The organism is Schaalia sp. HMT-172 (assembly GCF_030644365.1).
In the GTDB taxonomy this organism is placed as follows: domain Bacteria; phylum Actinomycetota; class Actinomycetes; order Actinomycetales; family Actinomycetaceae; genus Pauljensenia.
Map to the genome: position 1 here is coordinate 1,536,716 of NZ_CP130058.1, position 21,574 is coordinate 1,558,289.

At 66.2% G+C, this 21,574-nt stretch carries 14 protein-coding genes and 1 tRNA gene; 2 read left to right on the forward strand and 13 right to left on the reverse strand.

The window, feature by feature from the left end:
* Window positions 1–43: 43 nt before the first annotated feature.
* The 3 genes from QU663_RS06465 to glpA are packed head-to-tail and all read right to left on the reverse strand — an operon-like array spanning window position 44 to window position 4,157.
* Window positions 44–1,327 (reverse strand): anaerobic glycerol-3-phosphate dehydrogenase subunit C, encoded by a 1,284-nt coding sequence (locus QU663_RS06465; protein ID WP_021610669.1) that lies wholly within the window; start codon window positions 1,325–1,327, stop codon window positions 44–46.
* Window positions 1,324–2,574 carry a glycerol-3-phosphate dehydrogenase subunit GlpB gene (gene glpB, locus QU663_RS06470; RefSeq protein WP_021610668.1) on the reverse strand — a complete coding sequence of 417 codons (1,251 nt, stop codon included), beginning with the start codon at window positions 2,572–2,574 and terminating at the stop codon, window positions 1,324–1,326. The genes QU663_RS06465 and glpB overlap by 4 nt, the downstream gene beginning before the upstream one ends.
* A complete protein-coding gene (gene glpA / locus QU663_RS06475) occupies window positions 2,571–4,157 on the reverse strand; it encodes an anaerobic glycerol-3-phosphate dehydrogenase subunit GlpA (protein ID WP_034480020.1) in 1,587 nt (528 codons plus the stop codon). Before glpA ends, glpB begins: the two co-directional genes overlap by 4 nt.
* A gap of 264 nt (window positions 4,158–4,421) precedes the next feature.
* Here glpA and QU663_RS06480 point away from each other — a divergent pair, with 264 nt between their 5' ends.
* Together QU663_RS06480 and pepN are read left to right on the forward strand one after the other, a co-directional pair.
* Window positions 4,422–6,461: a M13 family metallopeptidase gene (locus tag QU663_RS06480; RefSeq protein ID WP_021610666.1), complete on the forward strand. Its 2,040-nt coding sequence runs from the start codon at window positions 4,422–4,424 to the stop codon at window positions 6,459–6,461.
* 115 nt (window positions 6,462–6,576) lie between these two features.
* Window positions 6,577–9,141 (forward strand): aminopeptidase N, encoded by a 2,565-nt coding sequence (gene pepN / locus QU663_RS06485; RefSeq protein WP_021610665.1) that lies wholly within the window; start codon window positions 6,577–6,579, stop codon window positions 9,139–9,141.
* A 182-nt stretch (window positions 9,142–9,323) separates the two neighbouring features.
* Here pepN and QU663_RS06490 read toward each other — a convergent pair whose 3' ends face one another.
* From QU663_RS06490 to obgE, 10 genes are all read right to left on the reverse strand, one after another.
* The gene (locus QU663_RS06490; RefSeq protein WP_021610664.1) at window positions 9,324–10,115 is read right to left on the reverse strand and encodes a cell wall-binding repeat protein; all 792 of its coding nucleotides are present in this window, start codon (window positions 10,113–10,115) and stop codon (window positions 9,324–9,326) included.
* A 396-nt stretch (window positions 10,116–10,511) separates the two neighbouring features.
* Entirely contained in the window at window positions 10,512–11,678 is a 1,167-nt protein-coding gene (locus QU663_RS06495) for an excalibur calcium-binding domain-containing protein (protein ID WP_304990702.1), read from the reverse strand.
* Window positions 11,679–11,924: 246 nt separating this feature from the next.
* A complete protein-coding gene (locus tag QU663_RS06500; protein ID WP_021610662.1) occupies window positions 11,925–13,799 on the reverse strand; it encodes a CAP domain-containing protein in 1,875 nt (624 codons plus the stop codon).
* A gap of 1,658 nt (window positions 13,800–15,457) precedes the next feature.
* Window positions 15,458–15,530: transfer RNA gene (locus QU663_RS06505), tRNA-Ala, on the reverse strand.
* Between the two features lie 133 nt (window positions 15,531–15,663).
* Window positions 15,664–16,398 carry a histidine phosphatase family protein gene (locus QU663_RS06510; protein ID WP_021610658.1) on the reverse strand — a complete coding sequence of 245 codons (735 nt, stop codon included), beginning with the start codon at window positions 16,396–16,398 and terminating at the stop codon, window positions 15,664–15,666.
* On the reverse strand, window positions 16,395–16,820 hold the full coding sequence (rsfS, locus tag QU663_RS06515) for a ribosome silencing factor (RefSeq protein ID WP_021610657.1): 426 nt from the start codon (window positions 16,818–16,820) through the stop codon (window positions 16,395–16,397). The genes QU663_RS06510 and rsfS overlap by 4 nt, the downstream gene beginning before the upstream one ends.
* 13 nt (window positions 16,821–16,833) lie before the next feature.
* A complete protein-coding gene (gene nadD / locus QU663_RS06520; RefSeq protein WP_021610656.1) occupies window positions 16,834–17,544 on the reverse strand; it encodes a nicotinate-nucleotide adenylyltransferase in 711 nt (236 codons plus the stop codon).
* Complete coding sequence (locus QU663_RS06525; RefSeq protein ID WP_021610655.1) at window positions 17,541–18,821, reverse strand: glutamate-5-semialdehyde dehydrogenase; 1,281 nt, start codon at window positions 18,819–18,821, stop codon at window positions 17,541–17,543. Before QU663_RS06525 ends, nadD begins: the two co-directional genes overlap by 4 nt.
* 37 nt (window positions 18,822–18,858) lie before the next feature.
* Window positions 18,859–19,986 (reverse strand): glutamate 5-kinase, encoded by a 1,128-nt coding sequence (gene proB / locus QU663_RS06530; protein WP_021610654.1) that lies wholly within the window; start codon window positions 19,984–19,986, stop codon window positions 18,859–18,861.
* A complete protein-coding gene (obgE, locus tag QU663_RS06535; protein WP_021610653.1) occupies window positions 19,983–21,506 on the reverse strand; it encodes a GTPase ObgE in 1,524 nt (507 codons plus the stop codon). The genes proB and obgE overlap by 4 nt, the downstream gene beginning before the upstream one ends.
* Window positions 21,507–21,574: the final 68 nt, after the last annotated feature.

The following is a 21,574-nucleotide window of genomic DNA, read 5'->3' on the forward strand; positions in this document are numbered from 1 at the left end:
GCACGCATTGTGAACTGCGCGCCCGGGGATACTGCATGAGGCTTCAGCCGTTGGGCAGGCCGTATGCCTTGTGGATCAGCCATATCGGGTGGACGACGTTCGCGCCCGTGGCCGTGCGCAGCTGCCAGCGGCACGTCTCCGTGTCGCAGGCGGCCAGCTCGGCGTTGACCTGCTTAATGAAGTCAAAGACGGGGGCGCCCACGGCCTGGGCGATCGCGTACTTCTCCTTCTTCATGCCGTAGGTACCCGCAATGCCACAGCAAGGCTGCTCGGAGTCCTTGACGGTCACACCGGGAATCAGGCTCATCAGCTCGATGGCCGGCTTGCCCAGACCCTGTGACTTGACCTGGCAGGGCGCGTGGTACGGGATGGTGACGTCGATGCGCTGGAAGTTCATGTCCAGCTCGCCCTTGTCATACAGGTGCAGCAAGAACTCGCTGATGTCCCACATGCGGCTACCCACATCCGTCAGCTCGGGCGTGTCCATCTCGAGGATCTCGTGAGCCTCATGACGCAGCATCCCCGCGCACGAACCGGAAGCGGAGATGATCGGGGCATCGCGGTTCACCGTGCGCAGGTCGTTCGTCAGTTTCGAGACGTACTTGCGAGCATCCTTGTACAGGCCGTTGGACTGCAGCGCCAGGCCGCAGCACCCGTGCTTGGGGACCAGGACCTCGTAACCCAGGTGCTCGAGGACCATGACCGAGTGGATCGAGGTCTCCACCTCGAAATACTGGCCGGCGCATCCGTGGAAGAAGATCACCTGGCCGCGCGTGCCGGAGTTCGGCAGCGGCTTGTGCTTCTTGAACCAGCCCTCGAAGGTGCGCCCGTAGGCGCGCGGCATGGGGGCCGAGCGGTGCACGCCAATGATGGCCTCCATCGCCACACGGATCGGCTTGACGTCGAGCGCCCAGTTCGCGATGGGGGCGACCGGGGTCATCATGGTGCCAATCAGCGAGGTTCGCCCGATCAGGCGGTCGCGCATGGGGATGCCGTGCGCTTCCTTCATCGCAGTGCGCCTGTGGTGGATGATCTCGGTGACCTTCACGCCCTGGGGGCACACGAGCGAGCAGGTGCCGCACGAGGAGCAGTAGTCGATGGACTTATCGACCATCTGCCCGTCCTTGCGGAAGCGCTCGGCCTGCGGGCCGGAGTACTTCGGGCCGCCAAACAGGTCGGTGACGCGCATGACGGGGCACTGTGTCTCGCAGATCGTGCACTTGACGCAGGCATCCAGGCTGGCGCGCAGCGCGGCATCCCCCTCCAGGGAGAAAACGTCGGCTTCTTCCACGCCCGGCCCCATCAGCGTTGACATTTCCAGGGTCATTTCAGCTCCTCCACGATCGCGTCGACGGCGGCCAGGGCACTGGCCAGAGCGATGCCTTCGCCGCTCTTTTCACGCCAGCGGGTGGCGCCGGCCAGGTTGCCGCCCGCGGCAAACAGGTTGGTGTACACGGCCTTGCCGTTTTCGTCGACGACGCGCATGGAGTCGTCGACGGCCAGTCCCGCCAGGAACAGGGGCTGTTCCTCGCCCCAGAAGTCGGCGTGCAGCAGCTGACCGGTGGGGCCCATGACAGGCAGGCCACACACGGTGTCGCGCACGACGCCGTAGGAGTCCATCTCCAGGGCGCCGGAGTCGAAGCCGCCGGCCGCCAGGATGACGGCGCGGGTCTCCACGCGGGTAGCGCGTCCTGCGCTGGCGTATTCGACGGCCTGAACGCGCCCGTCGGCGGTGTGCAGGGCCTTCAGGGGCGAGCCGAGGACGACGCGCGCCTTGGCGGAAGCCAAGCGGGTCAGCGACGCATTCAAGCGCATGCCGGGCACCGACGGGGGCTGGACCGGGATCTCGAAGACCGGGTGTCCGAGCTTGTCCGCCAGGTCTCGCCACGCGTTCGGGTCGTCGAGGCCGAGGACGGCGGGCAGGCCAATGATCGTACCGTCTTCCAGGAGAGGGCGAATCTGGGCGGCCAGGCGCGCGCGGTTCTCCTCGTGGTCGAGGCTGCGCGCGTGGTTGGTGCCGGTCGAGTCGATCTCGCCCTCGCGAACGACGTAGTCGACGCTCAGGGCGCGCGCCTTGATGGGGGCGCCGTCGGGGCCCGTCTGACGCGACAAGTTCTCGGCGACGAGGCTGGGGTAGAAGTCCTTGAAGCGCGCCAGGCCCACGATCGCGTAGCGGGCGCCCGCCTGGGGGATTCCGGCCTGCATAGAGGGAGGAATCAGGCAGGTGGGGCGCAGGGCGCCGACTCCGGTGGGAATGCGCACGTTGCGCGTCTCATCACCGATGAGTGCGTCCGGCCCGACGATGTCCCGCAGCCACGCGACCGAGGCGCCGACCTGGTCGGGGGTGACGTGGGCGTAGGGGTGAGTGGGGCGCGAGGCGACGTGCGCGGGGATCGCGTCCAGGGGCGCCTCGACCGGGTCCGGGCCGTAGCCGAGGATGTCGACCGTGCCGGTGCCGAGCTGGATGCCGCCAACGCCCTTGGTGATCAGGGTGACGCTCAGACCGGCATCGGCGGCCTTGATCGCGGCGGCCAGCCCGGCCAGTCCAGCGCCAATAATAACGACGTCTCTCATCGAACGACCTCTTCCTTGGCTGCGGGCAAGTGCTCGACGTCGAGCGTGCCCTCGTGAATCCAGGCGTCGAGCACGGCCTGCCTGGCTTGCTTGCCGTACAGGATGGGCCACAGGCCGATCCAGCGGTTCTTCAGGAACAGGCGCAGCAGGCCGTTGGCGCGCATCGAATCAATGTCGCCGCGCTCGTGGGCGATTCCGGCGGCTCGCTGGGAGCAGAAGCCGCCCTGACAGGGGCCCATGCCCAGGCGCATTTGGCGGCGAACGTCGTCCAGCTGTCCCTTGGGCAGGGTGTCCATGACTTTTTCAAGCATCGCTCGGGTGGCCATCTCGCATTCGCAGATAATCTGCTCGTGCGTGGGGCCGTCGTTGCGCGATTCGACGTTGTCGAGGCGGTGGCCGATCGTGTACAGGCGCGCCTCCTTGGCCGGGGGAACGGCCTCGTCGGCGGTCTTACACGGGCGGGTCTCGCCCATCTCCGAGCACATGATGTCGACGATGCGCTCGGCCATGAGGCGGTAGGTGGTGAGCTTACCGCCGGCGATGGTGAGCATGCCGTAGACGCCGTCGCGCGTGTTGTGGTCGATGATGCTCATGCCGCGCGCCATGTGGCGGGTGTCGGTCTCCGAGACTCGAGAGTCCTTGATGAGGGGTCGAGCGCCCGCCCACGCGTGGACGGCGCGGGCCTTGCGGAAGCCGGGAATCATGGCCTCGCCCGAGTCGAGCATCTGCTGGACCTGGTCGGCTGGGATGGGCAGGTTGTCGGCGTCGTCGGACTTGAGGTCCGTCGTGCCGATGATGCACACCGTGTGGTCGGGCACCAAAATGTCGCCGTCGGCGGGCCACACACAGCGGTTGATGACCGAGTGGGTGAGGCGGTGATTCATGGCGATCATGATGCCCGCTCCGGCAACGACGTCGACGCCGTGGCAATCCGCCATGGCGGCGATCTGTCCGGCCCAGGGGCCACCGCAGTTGAGGACGAAGCCGCATTCGATGCGCACGTCCTCGCCACCCCGTTCGTCGTGGACGATGACGGCGCTGACGCGATCACCTTCGCGTTCAACGGAGGTGACGCGGTGGTAGGTCAGGATCTGCGCCCCATATGCCTGCGCGGAGCGGATCGCTCCCCAGGTCATCTGCCAGCCGTCGACGGTTCCGTCCTGGACCTCGAAGGCTCGCTTGATGCGCGGGTCGAGCCGGGGTTCGCGGCGCAGGGCCTCGGCGATGGAGATTTCCGCAGCGGGCACCTTTGCTGCCGCTGCACGAGCCAGGAACTGATCCGCGTACTCTTCATCGTCGTGGGCCGTCACCACGAAGAGGCCACCGGTGGCCTCGATCGCGTTGGCGTTGATGCGCTTGACGATTTCGTTTTCTTCGGCGCATTCGGTGGCCGACTCAGGATCGGACGCAATGTAGCGACCACCCGAGTGGAGCAGGCCATGGAAACGACCGGAGGTCCCCTGAGCGATATCGGCCCGGTCGACGAGGATGGCTGAGAAGCCGCGCATCACGACGTCGCGGACGACGCCGGCACCGGTGGATCCGCCACCGATGACGCACACGTCAGTGCGAAGTGTCTTCACCGTGTTTTTCCCTTCACGTCTTCATGAGGATGTGCCTCATTGCGCTTACAATTCTGCCCCACACACCCCCGTTTGAACGAATTCGCAGACCCCCGTGCACATATGTGCACGCACGGCGCGCGCAAAAGTGGCATTCTCACTTCTAGCCCCACATTGCGCGAAATACGCGGAATTACAGCCCGCGACCGTCACGTAAATCGGTGGTCGCGCCCCCGAGATCTCTAGGTCACGCGTAAGGGGCAGGAAACACCCTAGAGTTAGGGCATGACGAACTCATTGCTCGCACGCGTCCTCGAAACCGCGAACATGGACCGCTCCGTGCGCCCCCAAGACGATTTTTACCGCCACGTGAACGGCACCTGGCTGGCGACCCACGAAATCCCCGCCGACCGCCCGATGGATGGCGCCTTCCACGCACTGCGCGACGCATCCGAGAAATATGCCCGCGCAATTGCCCAGGACGCGGCTGCGGGCACCCTCGACGACGCGGACGCATCGCGCATCGCGACCCTGTGGACGCAGTTCCTCGACGAGGACGCCATCGAGGAGGCCGGAGCCACCCCCCTGCGTGCGGACTTGGACGTCATCGAGGCGTGCGACACGCGCGAGGAGCTCGCCGAGGCCATGGGCGCCCTCATGCGCGCAGGCATCGGAGGCCTGGTGGGGGCCTACGTCGGCACCGACCCGCACGACTCCTCCTCCTACATGGTCTGCCTGGTCCAGTCCGGCATCGGGCTGCCCGACGAGGCCTACTACCGAGAGGACGACTACGAGCCGATCCGTCAGGCTTACGTTGCCCACACCGGGCGTCTTTTGTCGCTGGCGGGCATGCCCGACCCCGACGGCGCGGCGAGGCGCATCATGGCGCTGGAGACGGCCCTGGCCTCGCACCACCGCGACTCGGTCTCCAACCGCGATCCCCTCCTGTCCGACAACCCGACCCTGTGGAGCGAGCTCAATACCCTCGCTCCCGGCTTTGACTGGGACGCGTGGGCGCGCGGTGCCCACATGCCCGTCTCCGGCCTCGTCGTCAACGTCGATCAGCCCGACTACCTGCGCGGCGCTGCCTCCCTGTGGGAGCGCACCGACCTGGCGACGCTCAAGGAGTGGCTGAGTGCCTCGGCCATCGACGCCCGCGCATCCCTGCTCTCCACCGACTTCGTCACGGAGAACTTCGACTTCCACGGCCGCACACTGGCGGGCACGCAGGAGCTGCGCCCGCGTTGGAAGCGCGCACTGTCCCTCATCGAGTCCTACCTGGGCGAGGCCATGGGACGGGCCTGGGTCGCCCGCCACTTCCCGCCCGAGGCGAAGGACGCGATGGACGCACTCGTGCGCCGCCTGCTCGACGCCTACGGCGAGTCGATCCGAGGCCTGGACTGGATGAGTGACGAAACGAAGGAGAAGGCGCTGGCCAAGCTGGCGACCTTCAACCCGAAGATCGGCTACCCCGCCAAGTGGCGCGACTACTCCACGCTGCACCTGGACCCCTCCGCCACGCTTGTTGATAACGTGCGGGCCGCCAACGCCCACGCCACCGACCGCGAGTGGGCCAAGCTCGGGGGCCCCGTCGACCGCGACGAGTGGTACATGACCCCGCAGACGGTCAACGCCTACTACAACCCCACGCAGAACGAGATCGTCTTCCCCGCAGCGATCCTCCAGCCCCCCTTCTTCGACGCGCAGGCAGACGACGCGGTCAACTTCGGCGCAATCGGAGCGGTCATCGGCCACGAGATCGGCCACGGTTTCGACGACCAGGGCTCGCGCTACGACGGGGCGGGCAACCTGTCGAACTGGTGGACCGACGAAGACCGGGCCGCCTTCGAGGAGCGTACCCACGCCCTGATCGGTCAGTACGACGTTCTCACCCCCACCGTACTGGCCTCCGCCGCGAGCGACGAGGCAGGCGAGGACGCCGGGGAGGACGGCGCCGAGCGCTCGCTCCCCCACGTCAACGGCGCACTGACCATCGGTGAGAACATCGGCGACCTGGGCGGCATGACAATCGCGTGGAAGGCGTGGGTGGCAGCCCTGGCCGAGCAAGGCCTCACCCCGCAGACCGCTCCCGTCATCGACGAGCTGACCGGCCCGCAACGCTTCTTCTTCTCGTGGGCCCGCGCCTGGCGCACCGCGACTCGCCCCCAGTTCGCACGCCAGATGCTAGCCATCGACCCCCACTCCCCCGCCGAGTTCCGCTGCAACCAGGTGCTGCGCAACCTCGACGCATTCGCCGCGACGTTTGACGTCAAGCCAGGAGACGGCATGTGGCTCGATCCCGCTCAGCGAGTCACCATCTGGTAAAAGCGTGTCCCAGCCGACAAAAGTCGGCGCGCCCCGCGCATCCACCTGCAACACATGACACCATAGGAATGTTTGGCGCGACAGCGCCCCCATTCCATCGACGGAAAGGCACCCCATGCCAGGCCTGAACCTCACGCGCGAGGAAGCGACCGAGCGCGCCTCGATCATCTCCTCCGTGACCCGCTACGAGATCTCACTGGACCTCACGCGCGGCGACACCGACTTCGGTTCGTTCACCCGCATCGAGTTCGACGCGCGCGAAGGCGCCTCCACGTTCGCGGACCTCGTCTCCAACAACGTCCACTCGATTCGCCTCAACGGCAATGCCCTCGACCCCTTCTCCGCCCACCAGGACAACCGCATCGCCCTGGATAACCTGGCGGAACACAACGTGCTCGAAGTCGACGCGTCCTGCCAGTACATGCACACCGGTGAGGGCCTGCACCGCTTCGTCGATCCCGCGGATGGCCAGGCGTACACCTACTCTCAGTTCGAGGTCCCGGACGCACGCCGCGTCTACACGACCTTCGAGCAGCCCGACCTGAAGTCGACCTTTACCCTGACCGTGAAGGCCCCCAAGGGCTGGAAGGTCTTCTCCAACGCGCCCACCCCCTCCCCCGAGGAAGAGGGTGACGCGTGGACCTACCGCTTCGCGACCACCGAGGTCATGTCGACCTACATCACCGCGATCGTCGCGGGCCCCTACCAGGGCACCACGGCCTCGCTCACCTCCTCCGACGGACGCACGATTGACCTGGGCGTGTACGCTCGCGCCTCGATCATCGAACACCTGGACGCCGAGGAGATCATCGACATCACCCGCCGAGGCTTCGAGTTCTTCGAGAGAGCCTACGGCATCGCCTACCCCTTCACGAAGTACGATCAGATCTTCGTGCCCGAGTACAACGCGGGCGCCATGGAAAACGCGGGTTGCGTGACCTTCCGCGACGCCTACGTGTTCCGCACGCGACCCACCGAGGCCCAGATGGAGGCCCGCGCCAACACGATCCTGCACGAGCTGGCGCACATGTGGTTCGGCGATCTGGTCACCATGAAGTGGTGGAACGACCTGTGGCTCAACGAGTCTTTCGCCGAGTTCATGAGCCACCTGGCTCTGGCCGAGGCCACCAAGTACACCGAAGGGTGGACGGGCTTCATGGTCCGCAAGGACTGGGGCCTCAAGCAGGATCAGCTGCCCACCACCCATCCGATCACGGCCGAGATCCGTGACCTGGCCGACGTTGAGGTGAACTTCGACGGCATCACCTACGCCAAGGGCGCCTCCGTGCTGCGCCAACTCGTCTCCTACGTGGGACGCGACGCCTTCTTCGCGGGTCTACACGAGTACCTGACGAAGCACTCCTACGCCAACGCCACGCTGGACGACCTGCTCTCCGAGCTGGCCGCCGCCTCGGGCCGCGACCTCGCGTCCTGGTCGAAGGTGTGGCTGGAGGAGGCCGGCGTGACCCTGCTGCGCCCGGTCATCACGACCGGCGAGGAAGGCACGATCGAACGCCTCGAGGTCGTCCAGGAGGCCTTCTCCGAGGGAGCCTCCCTGCGTCCGCACCGCCTGGGCGTCGCCGGCTACTCGCTGAACGAAGAGGGCACGCTGGCCCAGGTCTTCCACGACGAGCTCGACGTGGACGGCGCGTCCACGATCGTCGAGGCGGCCGCGGGCATCGCCCGTCCCGACTTCATCCTGGTCAACGACGGCGACCTCGGCTACGCGAAGGTTCGCCTGGACGAGCAGTCCCTGGCCTTCGCGATCTCCAACATCACCAAGTTCACGGACTCCCTGACCCGCGGCGTCGTCATGGCCTCCGCGTGGGATATGACCCGCGACGGCGAGATGCCCGCCCGCGATTACCTGAACCTCGCGCTGACCTCGATCCCTGTCGAGGACAACATGAGCCTGCTCATGCTGACCCTGCGCCACATTGACGAGGCCGTGCGCACCTTCGTCGCGCCCCAGTACCGCGCGGACGCCGCCGAGGACACGGGCCGACGCCTGCTCCTCCTGGCTCGCACCGCCGCCTCCGGGTCGGACGCGCAGCGTATGCTCGTTGCCGCGGCCGCCCGTAACGCGACCAGCTCCGAGCAGTTCGAGGCTATCCACGGTCTCTTCGACGGCACCCAGACCCTGGATGGCCTGGACCTGGACGTCGATCTCAAGTGGGATCTGCTCGCGTCTCTCGTGCGCGGAGACGCCGCCACCGAGGCCGACATCAACGCTCTCGAGGCCGCCGACGACACGATGACCGGTCACCAGAATGCTGCGGCCTGCCGCGCCGCGAGGTCGGGCGAGTGGATCAAGGCCGACGTGTGGGACAAGGTCCTATCCGATACGACCATCCCCAACGACACGCGCTGGGCGATGATCTCCGGTTTCTGGGCGCAGGCTCGCACGACCCCGTCGGCTTACGTCGGCTACGTGGGCGAGTACTTCGAGGCCCTGGCGGGCATCTGGGAGCGCTTCACTTTCCACACCGCCGAGGACCTGACGACGCTCCTCTTCCCGACCGCCCTCGCCGGCTACGTGCCCGAGGTCGACGTCGTGTCGGCGGGACACGCCTGGATCGAGGCACACGCCGACGCGTCGGCGGGAACGCTGCGCATCGTCCGCGAGCTCATCGACGTGTGTGAGCGTCAGATCGCCAACCAGGCGGTGGACGCGGGCTGATTCGCTCCTCTCAGACGCCAGGGGGCGTGGCCGCATGGCCACGCCCCCTGTGTGTTGATCATCCGTTCACTCACCTTCGCCCGGTTGGGCATGCAAGCGCCCCGGCCTCGCTGCGAAGAACGAGGCCGGGGCGGTGTGTGTGATTGCGTGTCAGTGAGCGTGACTCACTGGGAGCTCATGCGTCAGTTCCAGACGCCCCACCAGGCGCCGTTGCCGTAGAACCAGTGGCGCTCGCCGTCGATCCACTGGGTGCCGGTGACCATCGCGCCGGAGGCGTTCAGGAAGTACCAGGTGCCATTCACATTGACCCAGCCGATGAGCATGACGCCGGTCTGGTTCATGTAGTACCAGGTGCCGCCAACCTGGGCCCAGCCGGTGACCATCGCGCCGGAGCCGCCCAGGTAGTACCACTCGTTGTTGTACTTGATCCAGCCCATAGCCATGTCGCCGGAAGCATTCAGGTAGTACCAGGTGCCGTCGAGTTCCAGCCAGCCGGTGTGCATGATGCCAGTCTCGGGGTCCAAGTAGTACCAGGAGCCGTCGATGACGTTCCAGCCGAAGGCCTGGGCACCGGAGGGCGCGTAGTACTCCCACATGCCCTCCTGGTTGTGCCAACCGGTGATCATGTAGCCGCGCGCATCGAAGCGGTAGATGGCGTCGTCGATCTCGATTTGCTCATCCTTGGCGTAGGTGCCGTCGCCGAAGTCGAACCACCATCCGATGGCGTCTTGCTTCCAGGAGGCGAACGCGCCCTCGTCGGCGCCGGCCTCGTCTGCGGCGGGGTCGTTGGCCTCGTCGGTGGCGGGAGCCTCGTCGGCGGCCTCGTCCTTGGCGGGATCGGCGGCGGTGACGGCGACCTCGGTGGGCGCCGCGGGGTCGGTCAGGTCGGCGGCGTTGGCGGGAACGACGGTTCCGGCGAGAACGGCAGCACTCACGGCGGCGATCATGAACGTGCGGGTATTGATGGGACGCATCTGTGGGTTCCTCTCAGGTGTGGGGGCGGCATCGCATGCAGTTGTCAGGTCGCCCGAACGGATGATCCTTCGAAGAAGCGTGCTATGGTTCCGCGCTAATGCGTTACTGAGTATACATAATGGTTTGTCAACAATCAAGCATTACCGGCACATCATGTCGCACATCACATAGCGCCCCTCACAGAGCTGTCACCTCATGACCGCCAACCACTGAAACGACAATCACATCATGCCCGTTACTAAATGTCGATCACCCATTGTGTCACACTAAAACGCCACACTGACTGACCAGAAAATATGCGCGCCCCATTCCCCCACCAACTTGACACCCAACGCACAACCGCGCCCCAGCCTCGTTCATCGACGAGGCCAGGGCGCGGCAGGAGACACGCTCACTCAGTAAGGACGAACCTCGCAGGCGACGCCGTCACCATCTCGATCCAGGTCCGCGCTATAGCCGGCCTGCCCCCGATGCAGAGGGGCAGCACCCGCATTCCAAGCCTCGGCGCAATTGCGATACGTGCGCGACGAGGACGCGGCGCCCGACCCGCTCGACGACACAGGATACGCACCCCACCAGGCGCCCGAATCATAGAACCAGTGACGCTCGCCGCCGATCCACTGTACGCCCGTCACCATCGCGCCAGAAGCGTCCAGGTAGTACCAGGTACCCGACTGATTCAGCCACCCGGTCACCATCGCACCGGAGGCGTCCAGGTAGTACCAGGTACCCGACTGATTCAGCCACCCGGTCACCATCTCCCCGGATGAAGCAAAGTAGTACCACGTACCACCAATAGCTCTCCACCCGGTCACCATCGCGCCAGAAGGATCCATGTAGTACCAGGTTCCCGACAGATTCAGCCAGCCGCTCACCATCGCACCGGAGCCGCCGAGGAAGTACCACGTCGCCCCAACCTTCACCCAGCCGGTCACCATCTCCCCGGAGTCACGGAAGTAGTACCACGTCCCACCGACGGCACTCCAGCCGGTCACCATCGCACCAGAGGCATCCAGGTAGTACCAGACGCCCCCTTGAGAGAGCCAGCCCGTCGCCATCGCGCCCGACATATCCAGGTAGTACCAGGACGCGCCAATCTTCTGCCAGCCAGTGCGCATCACGCCGGTCTCAGGATCCAGGTAATACCAGACACCCTGAATCTCCGACCACCCGCGCACCTGCGCTCCCGAAGCGGCGTAATACTCCCACGAACCCGCGGAGCCGTACCAGCCAGTCACCATGTAGCCGTTACCGTCGAATCGGTACGCCACCCCATCGATCTCGCGAACCTCGCCGCGCGCAAATCCCCCATTGTCCAGGTCATACCACCAGCCGACCGCGTCCCGCTTCCAGCTGGGACGAGGCACGGGCGCAGGCTCAGGGGCCGGCGTGGGGTCCGGGGTCGGCGTGGGGTCCGCGGTGGGCGACGCCGTCGGTTCAGCAGAAGGCGAGGGATCCGGAGCGGGCGTGGGGTCACCGTCAGCCGCATATGCGGGCATGACGACGCCGGCGGCGACAACTGCGGCACTCAGGGCCGCGATCATGCTTCGACGCATGTTCATGGAGCGCACGTATGTTCCTTTCAGTAGCGGTGCCACGAAGACACACTGTTCCTCCGATGGACAGCTCATACCTCGGGCCACCAGGATTGCATCAGTTTCGCAACATCCATTTACCGAGTATAGACATGCAGTCTCCAACAAACAAGCATTTCACGAGGCTCGCGTCACACCTCGCCCCTCGAGCCCCGGACACTAGAAAGCGCCCCACCGACGAGCATTCTCATCGGCGGGGCGCTTCTGACTGCGTCAGTTCTTCGCGCGGCGTGATGCGACGAGCGCACCGATACCAGCGACGAGGACCGCTACCGCGCCAACCGCGACCCACACGGCGGAGCTACCCGTGGCGGCGAGGGTGTCGGTACGAGCCTGCGAGGGAGACGGTTCCGCACTCACGGCGGGGGTGGTTGCGGTGGGAGTGCCAGCACCCGGAGCCGGAGTGGAGGGCTGGCCAACCGAGGGATTCTCAGCCGGGGTCGAGGGAGCCGGAGTGGTGGGCTGGCCAACCGAGGGATTCTCAGCCGGGGTCGAAGGAGCCGGAGAGGTGGGCTGGCCAACCGAGGGATTCTCGGCCGGGGTCGAGGGAGCCGGAGTGGTGGGCTGGCCAACCGAGGGATTCTCAGCCGGGGTCGAGGGAGCCGGAGTGGTGGGCTGCTGAGTGGGCTGGCCGATCGACGGGTTCGGGAGGTTCTGCTGATCGGCGGGCTTGGCGGGGTCATAACCGCCGGCGCTCGTCGTACAGGCCGTCAGGGCATCGCGATACTGCTCGGCAGTCAGGTAGCGGCCATTGTCGTCGCCACCCTGCATAGTCACGCCGCCGTCCTTCTCGGGACGCACAGACGTCTGCGCCGCGATATCGGCGGCGAGTTCGTCAAGCTGAGCGTCAATATCCGCCGGGCTCACGGTGGACTGCTCGTTGGCGACGGAGTCGAGGTAGCTGTCCAGGGCGGACTGAGCAGCATCGACGCTCGCCTGCGCGTCAACGACGGCTTGGTTGGCATCGACCGAGGTGCCGGTCTCGACGGGAGCGGGAGCCGGGGTAGAGGGAGCGGCGGAACCGGCCTTAGCGGGAAGCTGGTTCACATCGACAGGCAGGGCGACACCCGGGAGGGAGCCAACCTTGTTCTGCCAGGAGTTCGCACGCTGCGCGTCGCCAGAGCCGGCCAGTCCGGACACGTAGTTCGTATTGTCGGCATTGAAGGCTGCGCCGTCGAAACCGTAGGCCGAGGCCGTGTCGCCCGTCGTATGGAAGCGCGAGATCGTGGGCGAACCGCCGGTGATCGCGTAGAACTTCTGGGTACCATACACGCGGGTACCCTCGCTGTGCCGAGCGATATGCACACCCACACCAACAACATTGTTCTGAGCGAGCATGTTCTTGTCGTGCCCCGAGGAGTTCTTCCACTGATCGAAGAGGGCATCAGCGGCCTGCATGGGGTTCTTGGTCGTGCCGTAGGCCCCCCACTTATCGCCGTAGTTTTCGAGGTGGTTGTAGGCGATGTTCTCGCCTGCGTAGCTCGTTTCGCCTCCATCGAGCGTCACGCCGTTCCAGTACTTGAAGACCGGATCGTGGTTAAAGTCGTCGGTGTCGGACATGTGCTTGCTCCACCCACGAGAGTCGGTGGTCAGCGTGTCCGAAACGACCAGCTCAGGCAAGCCCGCGTTGGCCCGGTAGGCGTTCATCTTCTGAACGATAAGGGCCTCAATGATCTTCGCCTGGGTGTCATAGTCAACCTGTGACCAGTCAACCCAGTCCAGGCCGCGATCACTGGTGCTGGCATTGTCGCTGGGGGCGACGCCCACGGAGGGGTTGGACTGAGCCACTCCCTGCTGAGCGGATTCAAGCGCGGCCTGCGCGTTCGCTAGATCGTTGCGCAGTTGAGCCTCGCGCGCAGGGTCCGCGGTAGCGGACGCAGGCTTACCCGCGACGGCAGAGGCGTAGCTGGCGAGAAGCGGGTTGTATTCGGAGCTGATGCGAGCATCGGCACCGACGAGGGAGTTGCAGAAGGCATCCTGCGAGGCGCCGGTACCCTCGGCCAGGGAGGGGATCACGACGAGGGACGCCGCAATCGTGGTGGCAGCGAGGACCACCGACGTGTGGGTGCGGGTGAGCTGGAACGACATTGACGACCGGCCTAACACTATGGAACAGAGACAGGTAAATCTTTCCATGCGGTACACGCAATTTCAAGCTTTTCTCAGTAAGCAATTACAGGTGAATGACCGAATTTTCAACGCTTTCAAGGTTTGACAGATTTTGAACATCCCACATTCCGATATCAAAACGTTATATTTTCCGACCGTGCACTGACCGTTTCGCAACCATCATCATGACCAGAGCATCAGATTTCCAACCGATAGCAGGCCGCAACAACCCGCTTGCCCTCCCCCAACGCAGCCGAGCAAGAGAACACATCCCGTCGCCAACGTGCACACCCACTGAGCGATCAATGCCAAAAGAGGGCCGTTTGGGGTGAATGGGGCTGGATGTTGGCGAACTTACAGCGAAGTGAGCGGCCGGCACGTTGAAGGCCCCACGTGTGCGACGAGGAGGAGCGTGTGCGACCAGGAAGCCGAGCCATCCCAGTGCGCAGCGCGGGGCGACACGGGGTTATTGTGCACAACGTATTGATGTGGGGTTAGTCCCAAGCGTCGTCGAGGGTGGTGCGCCTGTGCTAGGGCGCCCGCGCCGCAGCGCCTCAGACAGGATCTCCCCCATCGGGAGGATTGCAGCTGATCGGGAGCACTCCACCCGTTAGGGAGCACTGCACCCGATCAGAACGGGTTGAATGGTCCCCGATGGGGTGCATGACCCCATCGGGGACAAGCCTCGTCGCAGAGCTGGCCGCCCGTGATACCCCCGCGCCAGCGAGGCCATCCAAGGTTCGTCGCAACACCAGCCGTCAGCGCCGCCCCAGACGCCCAACAGGGCCTGGCCGCGCCCTCCAGCCCCGCCAACGCCTGGGCCAGGCCCTCATCTCAAGGCCCGGATGGGCAGCCATGCGCCAGTGAGGGAGCATGACACCAGGGACACCGGTGGGGGTTTTGCAGCATTAGAAGCCTCACCACGGCGTGTCGCCGGCGTGTCGCACCTCTAATGGTGCAAATCCCCCCATTTGGTGGCAGTGAGGTCGCGGTTAGAGGTGGCGTGGCGCCCGGCCTCGTGCGTATCTCGCACGCGAACCCGATATATCGCACGTAAACCCACTATTCCATGTCTGGGCGGGGCTGCCCACACTCACATGAGCGGGCCCACGTGCGAGATAAGGGGCCCAGGCTCACATCAGCGGGCCCACGTGCGCGCGGGTGCGCTCGCTCGGACCAGTTTCGCGTGCAATTCAACTAAGTGAACGTTCAATAGCGTCTACAAACGTTGAAATTCCAACGATGTGAATGCCTGGCGCGACACAGCGTCGGGGGAATTGCATGCGGCATTCTTAAGATAGCTCGCCCTGCGGGAGTCATGCGCCGCCGATGGCGCAGCCGATGGCCCAGTCGGTCACCTGGTGCGGTGGACACCGTCGACGCAGGCGACCTGCCAGCGTCTTGCCGTGACGGATCATGGGGCCACACACAGGCCCACCATGCAGTACTCACTGGAACGAGGTGCACGCGACCCACCAGCACACCGACTTTTCCGCACCAGCAAGCCGAACGATCGCCACACAACCAACACGTTTTGTCCTTTAACCCCGATCATCCGGTCCAGGAGACGCGCCCGACTAACGCCGGTCGCAGACAACAAAAAACCGGCGCCCGCAAGCCGAGCACCGGAATTTCTGTGGAGCTAGGGGGATTCGAACCCCCGACCTCTTCCATGCCATGGAAGCGCGCTACCAACTGCGCCATAGCCCCGTTATTTAGTTCGTCGCCCTGGCGACCTGATAAATAATAGCCAACCCGAAGAAGGAAGCGCAAATCAGAATCAAGTGCCGCTCATCACAAGCATGTCTGTTGTCCTCACAGAAGAGGCGCCGGATCCCAGAGGCTACGCGCCCAGGATGTCCTCGCGCGCGCCGATATTGTGCGAGGCCAGACGCCAGCCGGTGCGCGCCGCGCTCTTGGCCGTCGAGACGCCGACAGGCACGAGCTCCGACCAGTGGCAGTTATCGACGCCGCGCAGCCCGTTGAAGTCGGCGGGATCGAGGCCGAGCAGGGACACGACGCCGCGCGCGATCGCGGAACCGTGCGAGACGACGATGAGTGACTGGTCGGACCGGCACCCGGCCGCCGCCTCCAGGACGGCGTCGCGGAAACGCGCTCCCACTGCCTCGGAGCGTTCCACCTCGGCGATCTCGCATTCGCCGTCGGCCCGATACTGCGCATAGGCCTCGGGCTGATCGCGCGCGATCTCCTCGTAGGTCTTGCCCTCGAAGGTCCCGTAGTAACGTTCCGTGAGCCGTTCGTCGCTGGACGGGCCCTCGCAGGGGTAGTCGGCAATGTCGAAGACGCGCGCGACAATACGCGCGGTCTCCAGCGCCCGCCCCAGGGGAGAGCTCACGATGCGCACTCCCCCATCGTCGTAGCTGCGCGTGTTCTCAGCGGCGATCATGCCCACCTCGGCGCTCGGCTCGCACAGGCGGCTCACGAGCACGCCGGCAGCCCCCGCCGCCTGGGAGCGCCCCGCCTCGTTCAGGGGCTTGTCGATGTGCCCCTGGAAACGACGCTGCAGGTTGAAGTCAGTCTGGCCGTGGCGCAGCAGGACGATCCGAGATGCGGTCACTGCGCGGACTCCGCACCGTGCGCCGCTGCACGCTCGGCCGCGGCCGCGCGGGCCTCGTCCATGTCCACATCGATCGCCTGCGCGGGGCAATCGCCCCACAGGCGCTCGAGCGCGTAGTAGTCGCGTTCCTCCTCGGAGAGCACGTGGACGAGCAGCTCCGAGTAGTCCAGCAGCACCCAGGTTCCCTCGGCGCGGCCCTCGATGTGCGTGGGTCGGCGGCCGTGCTCGGCCCACAGCCGGTCCATGATGTCCTCGGCGATGGCGCGAACCTGACGGTCGGTCGGCGCAGACACGACGACGAAGGCGTCGGCCAGAGCGAGCTTGCTGGTCACGTCCACGAGCACGGGCTTGATGCCGCCGCGGTCATATGCGGCGCGAGCAACCAGGCTCGCCAGTTCTACGGTAGCGTCGGGAAGGCTCACTGTTCTCCTTGCGTTAGTACCGGTAGAGGCCGTACTTGTTGATGTATTGGACGACGCCGTCGGGCACGAGGTACCACACGGGTTTTCCTTCCTCGACGCGCGAACGGCAGTCGGTGGAGGAGATAGCCATGGCGGGAACCTCCAGCAGGGACACGGACTCGTGCGGCAGGCCGGGATCCGACAGGTTGTGTCCCGGGCGCGTCACACCGATGAAGTGCGCCTGCTCGAAAAGCTTGTCGGCATCCTTCCACTGCGCGATCTGCGCCAGCGCGTCGGCGCCGGTGATGAAGTAGAAGTCCGAATCCGGGTATTCCGCGGACAGGTCGGCCAGCGTGTCAATCGTATAGGTCGTCCCACCCCGGTCGATGTCGACGCGTGAGACGGCGAACCGAGGGTTGGAGGCGGTCGCGATGACGGTCATCAGGTAGCGGTGCTCGGCCGACGTGACGCGCCGATCCGCCTTGAACGGCTGCACGGCGGCGGGTACGAATACGACCTGGTCGAGCCCGAACACGTCCATGACCTCCGACGCGGCGACGAGGTGCCCGTGATGGATGGGGTCGAAGGTTCCGCCCATGATGCCGATCGCCCGCCTCCTGCGCAGGGCGCGCGGGGGATGCTGGGGCAGGGCCGGGGCTGCGGTGGCGCCCGCCGTTGCCTCAGTGGTCTTCTCGATCGCTGCGCCGCCCGAGGCCGGGACGGGATCCTTCTCCTGCGCGCTCACGGGCGGATGGTTCCTTCCCCCTCGTAGATCCAGGTGGTCGTCGTCAGTTCCGCGAGCCCCATGGGGCCGCGCGCGTGGAGCTTCTGGGTCGAGATCCCGACCTCCGCGCCGAGGCCCAGCTGTCCGCCATCCGTGAAGCGGGTCGAGGCGTTGATGGCGATGGCGGCGGCGTCGACTCCCGCCCGGAAGGCGGCAATGGCCGCCACGTCGGATGCGACGATCCCCTCAGTGTGCCCGGTCGAATAACGCCGGATGTGATCAGTGGCCTCCTCGACGCTCTCAACGACGCGCACCGCCAGGTCCATCGAGAGATACTCAGTCTCCCAATCGGCCTCGGTGGCGGGCACGATCATGTCGGCGTCGATCGAGGGCTGGCCGTCCACGATGGCCCGGGCGGCCTCGTCGGCGTGGATCGTCACGCCGGCCGTCGTCAGGCGCGTGATCGCGGCGGCCAGGAAGCGCTGGGCAACGTCGGCGTGCACCAGCAGCGTCTCCGCCGCGTTACACACGCCCACGCGCTGCGTCTTGGCATTCATGATGATTGCTTCGGCGGCGTCCAGGTCAGCCGAGGCATCGACGTAGAGATGGCAGTTGCCGGTTCCCGTCTCGATGACGGGAACGCGCGACTCTTCGACGATGGCGTTGATGAGCCCCGCTCCCCCGCGCGGAATGAGCGCGTCGATGGCCCCGCGGGCGCGCATCATGGCTCGGGCACCCGCTCGGCCCCACTCGTCGACGCTCTGGATCGCGTCTGCGGGCAGGCCGACCGAGGTCAGCGCGTCACGGCACACCTCGATGAGGACGCGGTTCGAGGCCTGGGCGGCGCTTCCCCCGCGCAAGATGACGGCGTTTCCCGCCTTGATCGCCAGGCTGGCCGCGTCGATCGTCACGTTGGGGCGGGCCTCGTAGATGATGCCGATAACGCCCAGGGGCACGCGCTCCTGCGTGACGCGCAGGCCGATGTCCGTGCGGCTTCCGCGCACGACCTGGCCGACCGGGTCAGGCAGGGCCACGATCTCGAGGACGGCGTCGGCGATGGAGCGAAGACGGTCTTTCGTCAGGGCCAGGCGGTCGAGCAGCCCGTCATTCATGTGCTCGGCGCGACCGCGCGCCACGTCCTCAGCATTCGCGGCCAGGATCTGGTCGGCGCGCTCCACGAGCGCAGCCGCAATTGCCTCAAGTCCGCGGTTCTTCGCACGGGTTGTCGCGCCTGCGAGCACGCGCGCCGCCTCGCGGGCGGCGTCGGTCACCTGGGAAATGTCTGCAGCAGTATCCACTCGCACATCATGTCACACGAGTGGCATTCGGACCGTGTCAGTCCGCACCCATCGCAGAAAATGCGTCGCCTAACACCGCAAGGTCGTCGCGGTGAATGGCGGGCCTGGGGTGCTCGAAGCCGGCTGCTGCCAGCTGCTCCATGCCTGCACCCGCAACCTCGGCGAGGGTGTCCGAGTCGTAGCCGGACACACCGCGCGCAATCAGCCCGGTCGGGCTCGCCACGTCGACCACGTCCCCCGCCTCGAAGTGACCGAGCACCGAGTGCACGCCGGCGATGAGGAGTGACTTCTTGCCCTCGGTAATTGCGCGCGCGGCGCCCTCGTCCACGATGATCTCGCCGCGCGAGGGAGCCACGTGAGCGATCCAGAGGCGCCGTGAGGCGGGACGCTGGGCGCGAGGCTCGAACCATGTGCCCACGTGCGTCCCCTCCAGGACCGCCTGCAGGTCGTTAGCGCTGGCCAGCTGGACGCCGATGCCGCTGGCGGTCGCCAGCATGGCGGCCTGCACCTTCGTCGCCATGCCACCGGTGCCCACGCGCGAGCCTGCACCGGTGACGAGGACGCTCATGAGATCGTCGACACCTGTGACGCGCTCGATCAGCTGCGAGCCCGGGTGGTCCGGGGGCGCCGTGTACAGTCCGTCGACGTCCGTGAGGAGCACCAGGGCGTCAGCCTTGATCATCTGGGCGATCAGGGCGGCCAGGCGGTCGTTATCGCCAAAGCGCAGCTCCCGGGTGGTCACAGCGTCGTTCTCGTTGAGGATCGGGACGACGCCGAGGCCGAGGAGGCGCGTGAGGGACGCGCGCACGTTCGTGTAGTGGTCGCGACGCATGACGTCGTCCGTTGTCAGCAGGACCTGCGCGGCGTCCAGGTGGTGAGCCTGGAACGCGGCCGTCCAACGAGCCATGAGCAGCCCCTGGCCCATCGCGGCAGCTGCCTGAACGCTGGGCAGATCCTTCGGCTTGGCCGAAAAACCGAGCGGATCCAGCCCCGCGGCGACAGCGCCCGAGGAGACGATGATGACCTCCCGATCGCGCCCGCGCCAGCGGGACACGAGGCGCGCGACGGCATCAATACGGTTCAGGTCCAGACCGCCATCCGCGCGCGTCAGCGACGAGGAGCCGATCTTGACGACGATGCGTGAAGCGCCAGACACACCGCTCATGACTGATCCGACGCGTCGGTCCAATGTCCGGCCTGACGCTCCGTCCACAGCTCGTCACGAGCCGCGCTCTTCGCGTCCATGACCTGGTGATACACCTCGCGGCGTTCCTTGCGGCTCGGACGCGCATTCTGCTCCAGGCGCAGGTCGGTGCCGCGCGAGCCCAGCAGCTCCGGTCCGGTCGTGAGGGTCGGCTCCCAGTCGAAGACGACGCCTCCGTCCAGGTCGCCAATCACGACGATGTCGCCGGCAACCGCTCCTGCCTTCATCAGCTCGTCCTCGACGCCCGCGGCGTTCAGGCGATCCGCGAGGTATCCCACGGCCTCGTCGTTGGCGAAGTCCGTCTGACGCACCCAGCGCTCCGGCTTGTCGCCGCGCACCTGGTAGACCTCTTCCCCGTCCTTGCGGGTCTTGCGCACCGTGATCTCCACGCTGCGCCCGACTGCCTTGGGGCGAATAACGGGTCGGGCGGCCTCGAGGGCGGGGCGCTTCGCGCGTTCCTCCTCGACGATGCCAGCCAACGCAAAAGACAACTGCTTGAGCCCCTCGTGGGACACGGCGGACACCTCGAAGACCGGCCAGCCGAACGACTCGAGGTCAGGCCGCGTGATCTCGGCCAGGTCACGTCCGTCGGGAATGTCGATCTTGTTCAGGACGATGACGCGGGGACGCTCCATGATCGGCACGTAACCCTCGACCTGGGTGAGGTCACCCTGGTAGGCCTCGAGCTCCGCCTCGATGATGCGCAGGTCCTCCACGGGCTCGCGATCCGTCTCAAAAGCGGCCGTGTCCAGGACGTGTACGATGACGGCGCAGCGCTCGATGTGGCGCAGGAAATCCAGGCCCAGGCCTCGTCCCTGGGACGCGCCGGGGATCAGGCCCGGGACGTCAGCGACCGTGTAGCGTGTGTCCCCCGCCGACACGACGCCCAGGTTGGGGACCAGGGTCGTGAAGGGGTAATCGGCGATCTTCGGGCGCGCCGAACTCAGGGCGGCGATCAGTGAGGACTTGCCCGCCGACGGGAAGCCGACCAGGGCCACGTCCGCAACGGACTTGAGCTCGAGGACCACGTCGCGTTCCTCGCCCGGCTCACCCAGGAGAGCGAAGCCGGGAGCCTTGCGTGCCTTGGAGGCCAGCGCCGCGTTACCGAGGCCGCCGCGGCCGCCCTCGGCTACCACGAAGCGCGCGCCCGCGCCGGTCAGGTCGGCCAGCAGCTCGCCCGACATCGACTTGACGACCGTTCCCTCCGGAACCGGCAGGACGATATCCGCGCCGGTCTTGCCCTGACGGAAATCGCCCATGCCGGGGGTACCGTTGTCGGCGCGGCGGTGCGGGCTGCGGTGATAGTTGAGCAGAGTCGTCTCCTGCTCGCTCACCTCCAGGATCACCGAACCGCCGTTGCCGCCATCGCCACCGTCGGGGCCGGCCAGCGGCTTGAACTTTTCACGCTTAATCGAGGCAACGCCGTTGCCGCCGTTGCCACCCGCCGCGTGCAGCGTCACGCGATCCACGAAGTCTGCCACTGGTGCTCCTACCAACCGACAATGAATAGTGAAAAGGGCGCCCGGCAACGCCGGACGCCCTTCATGCG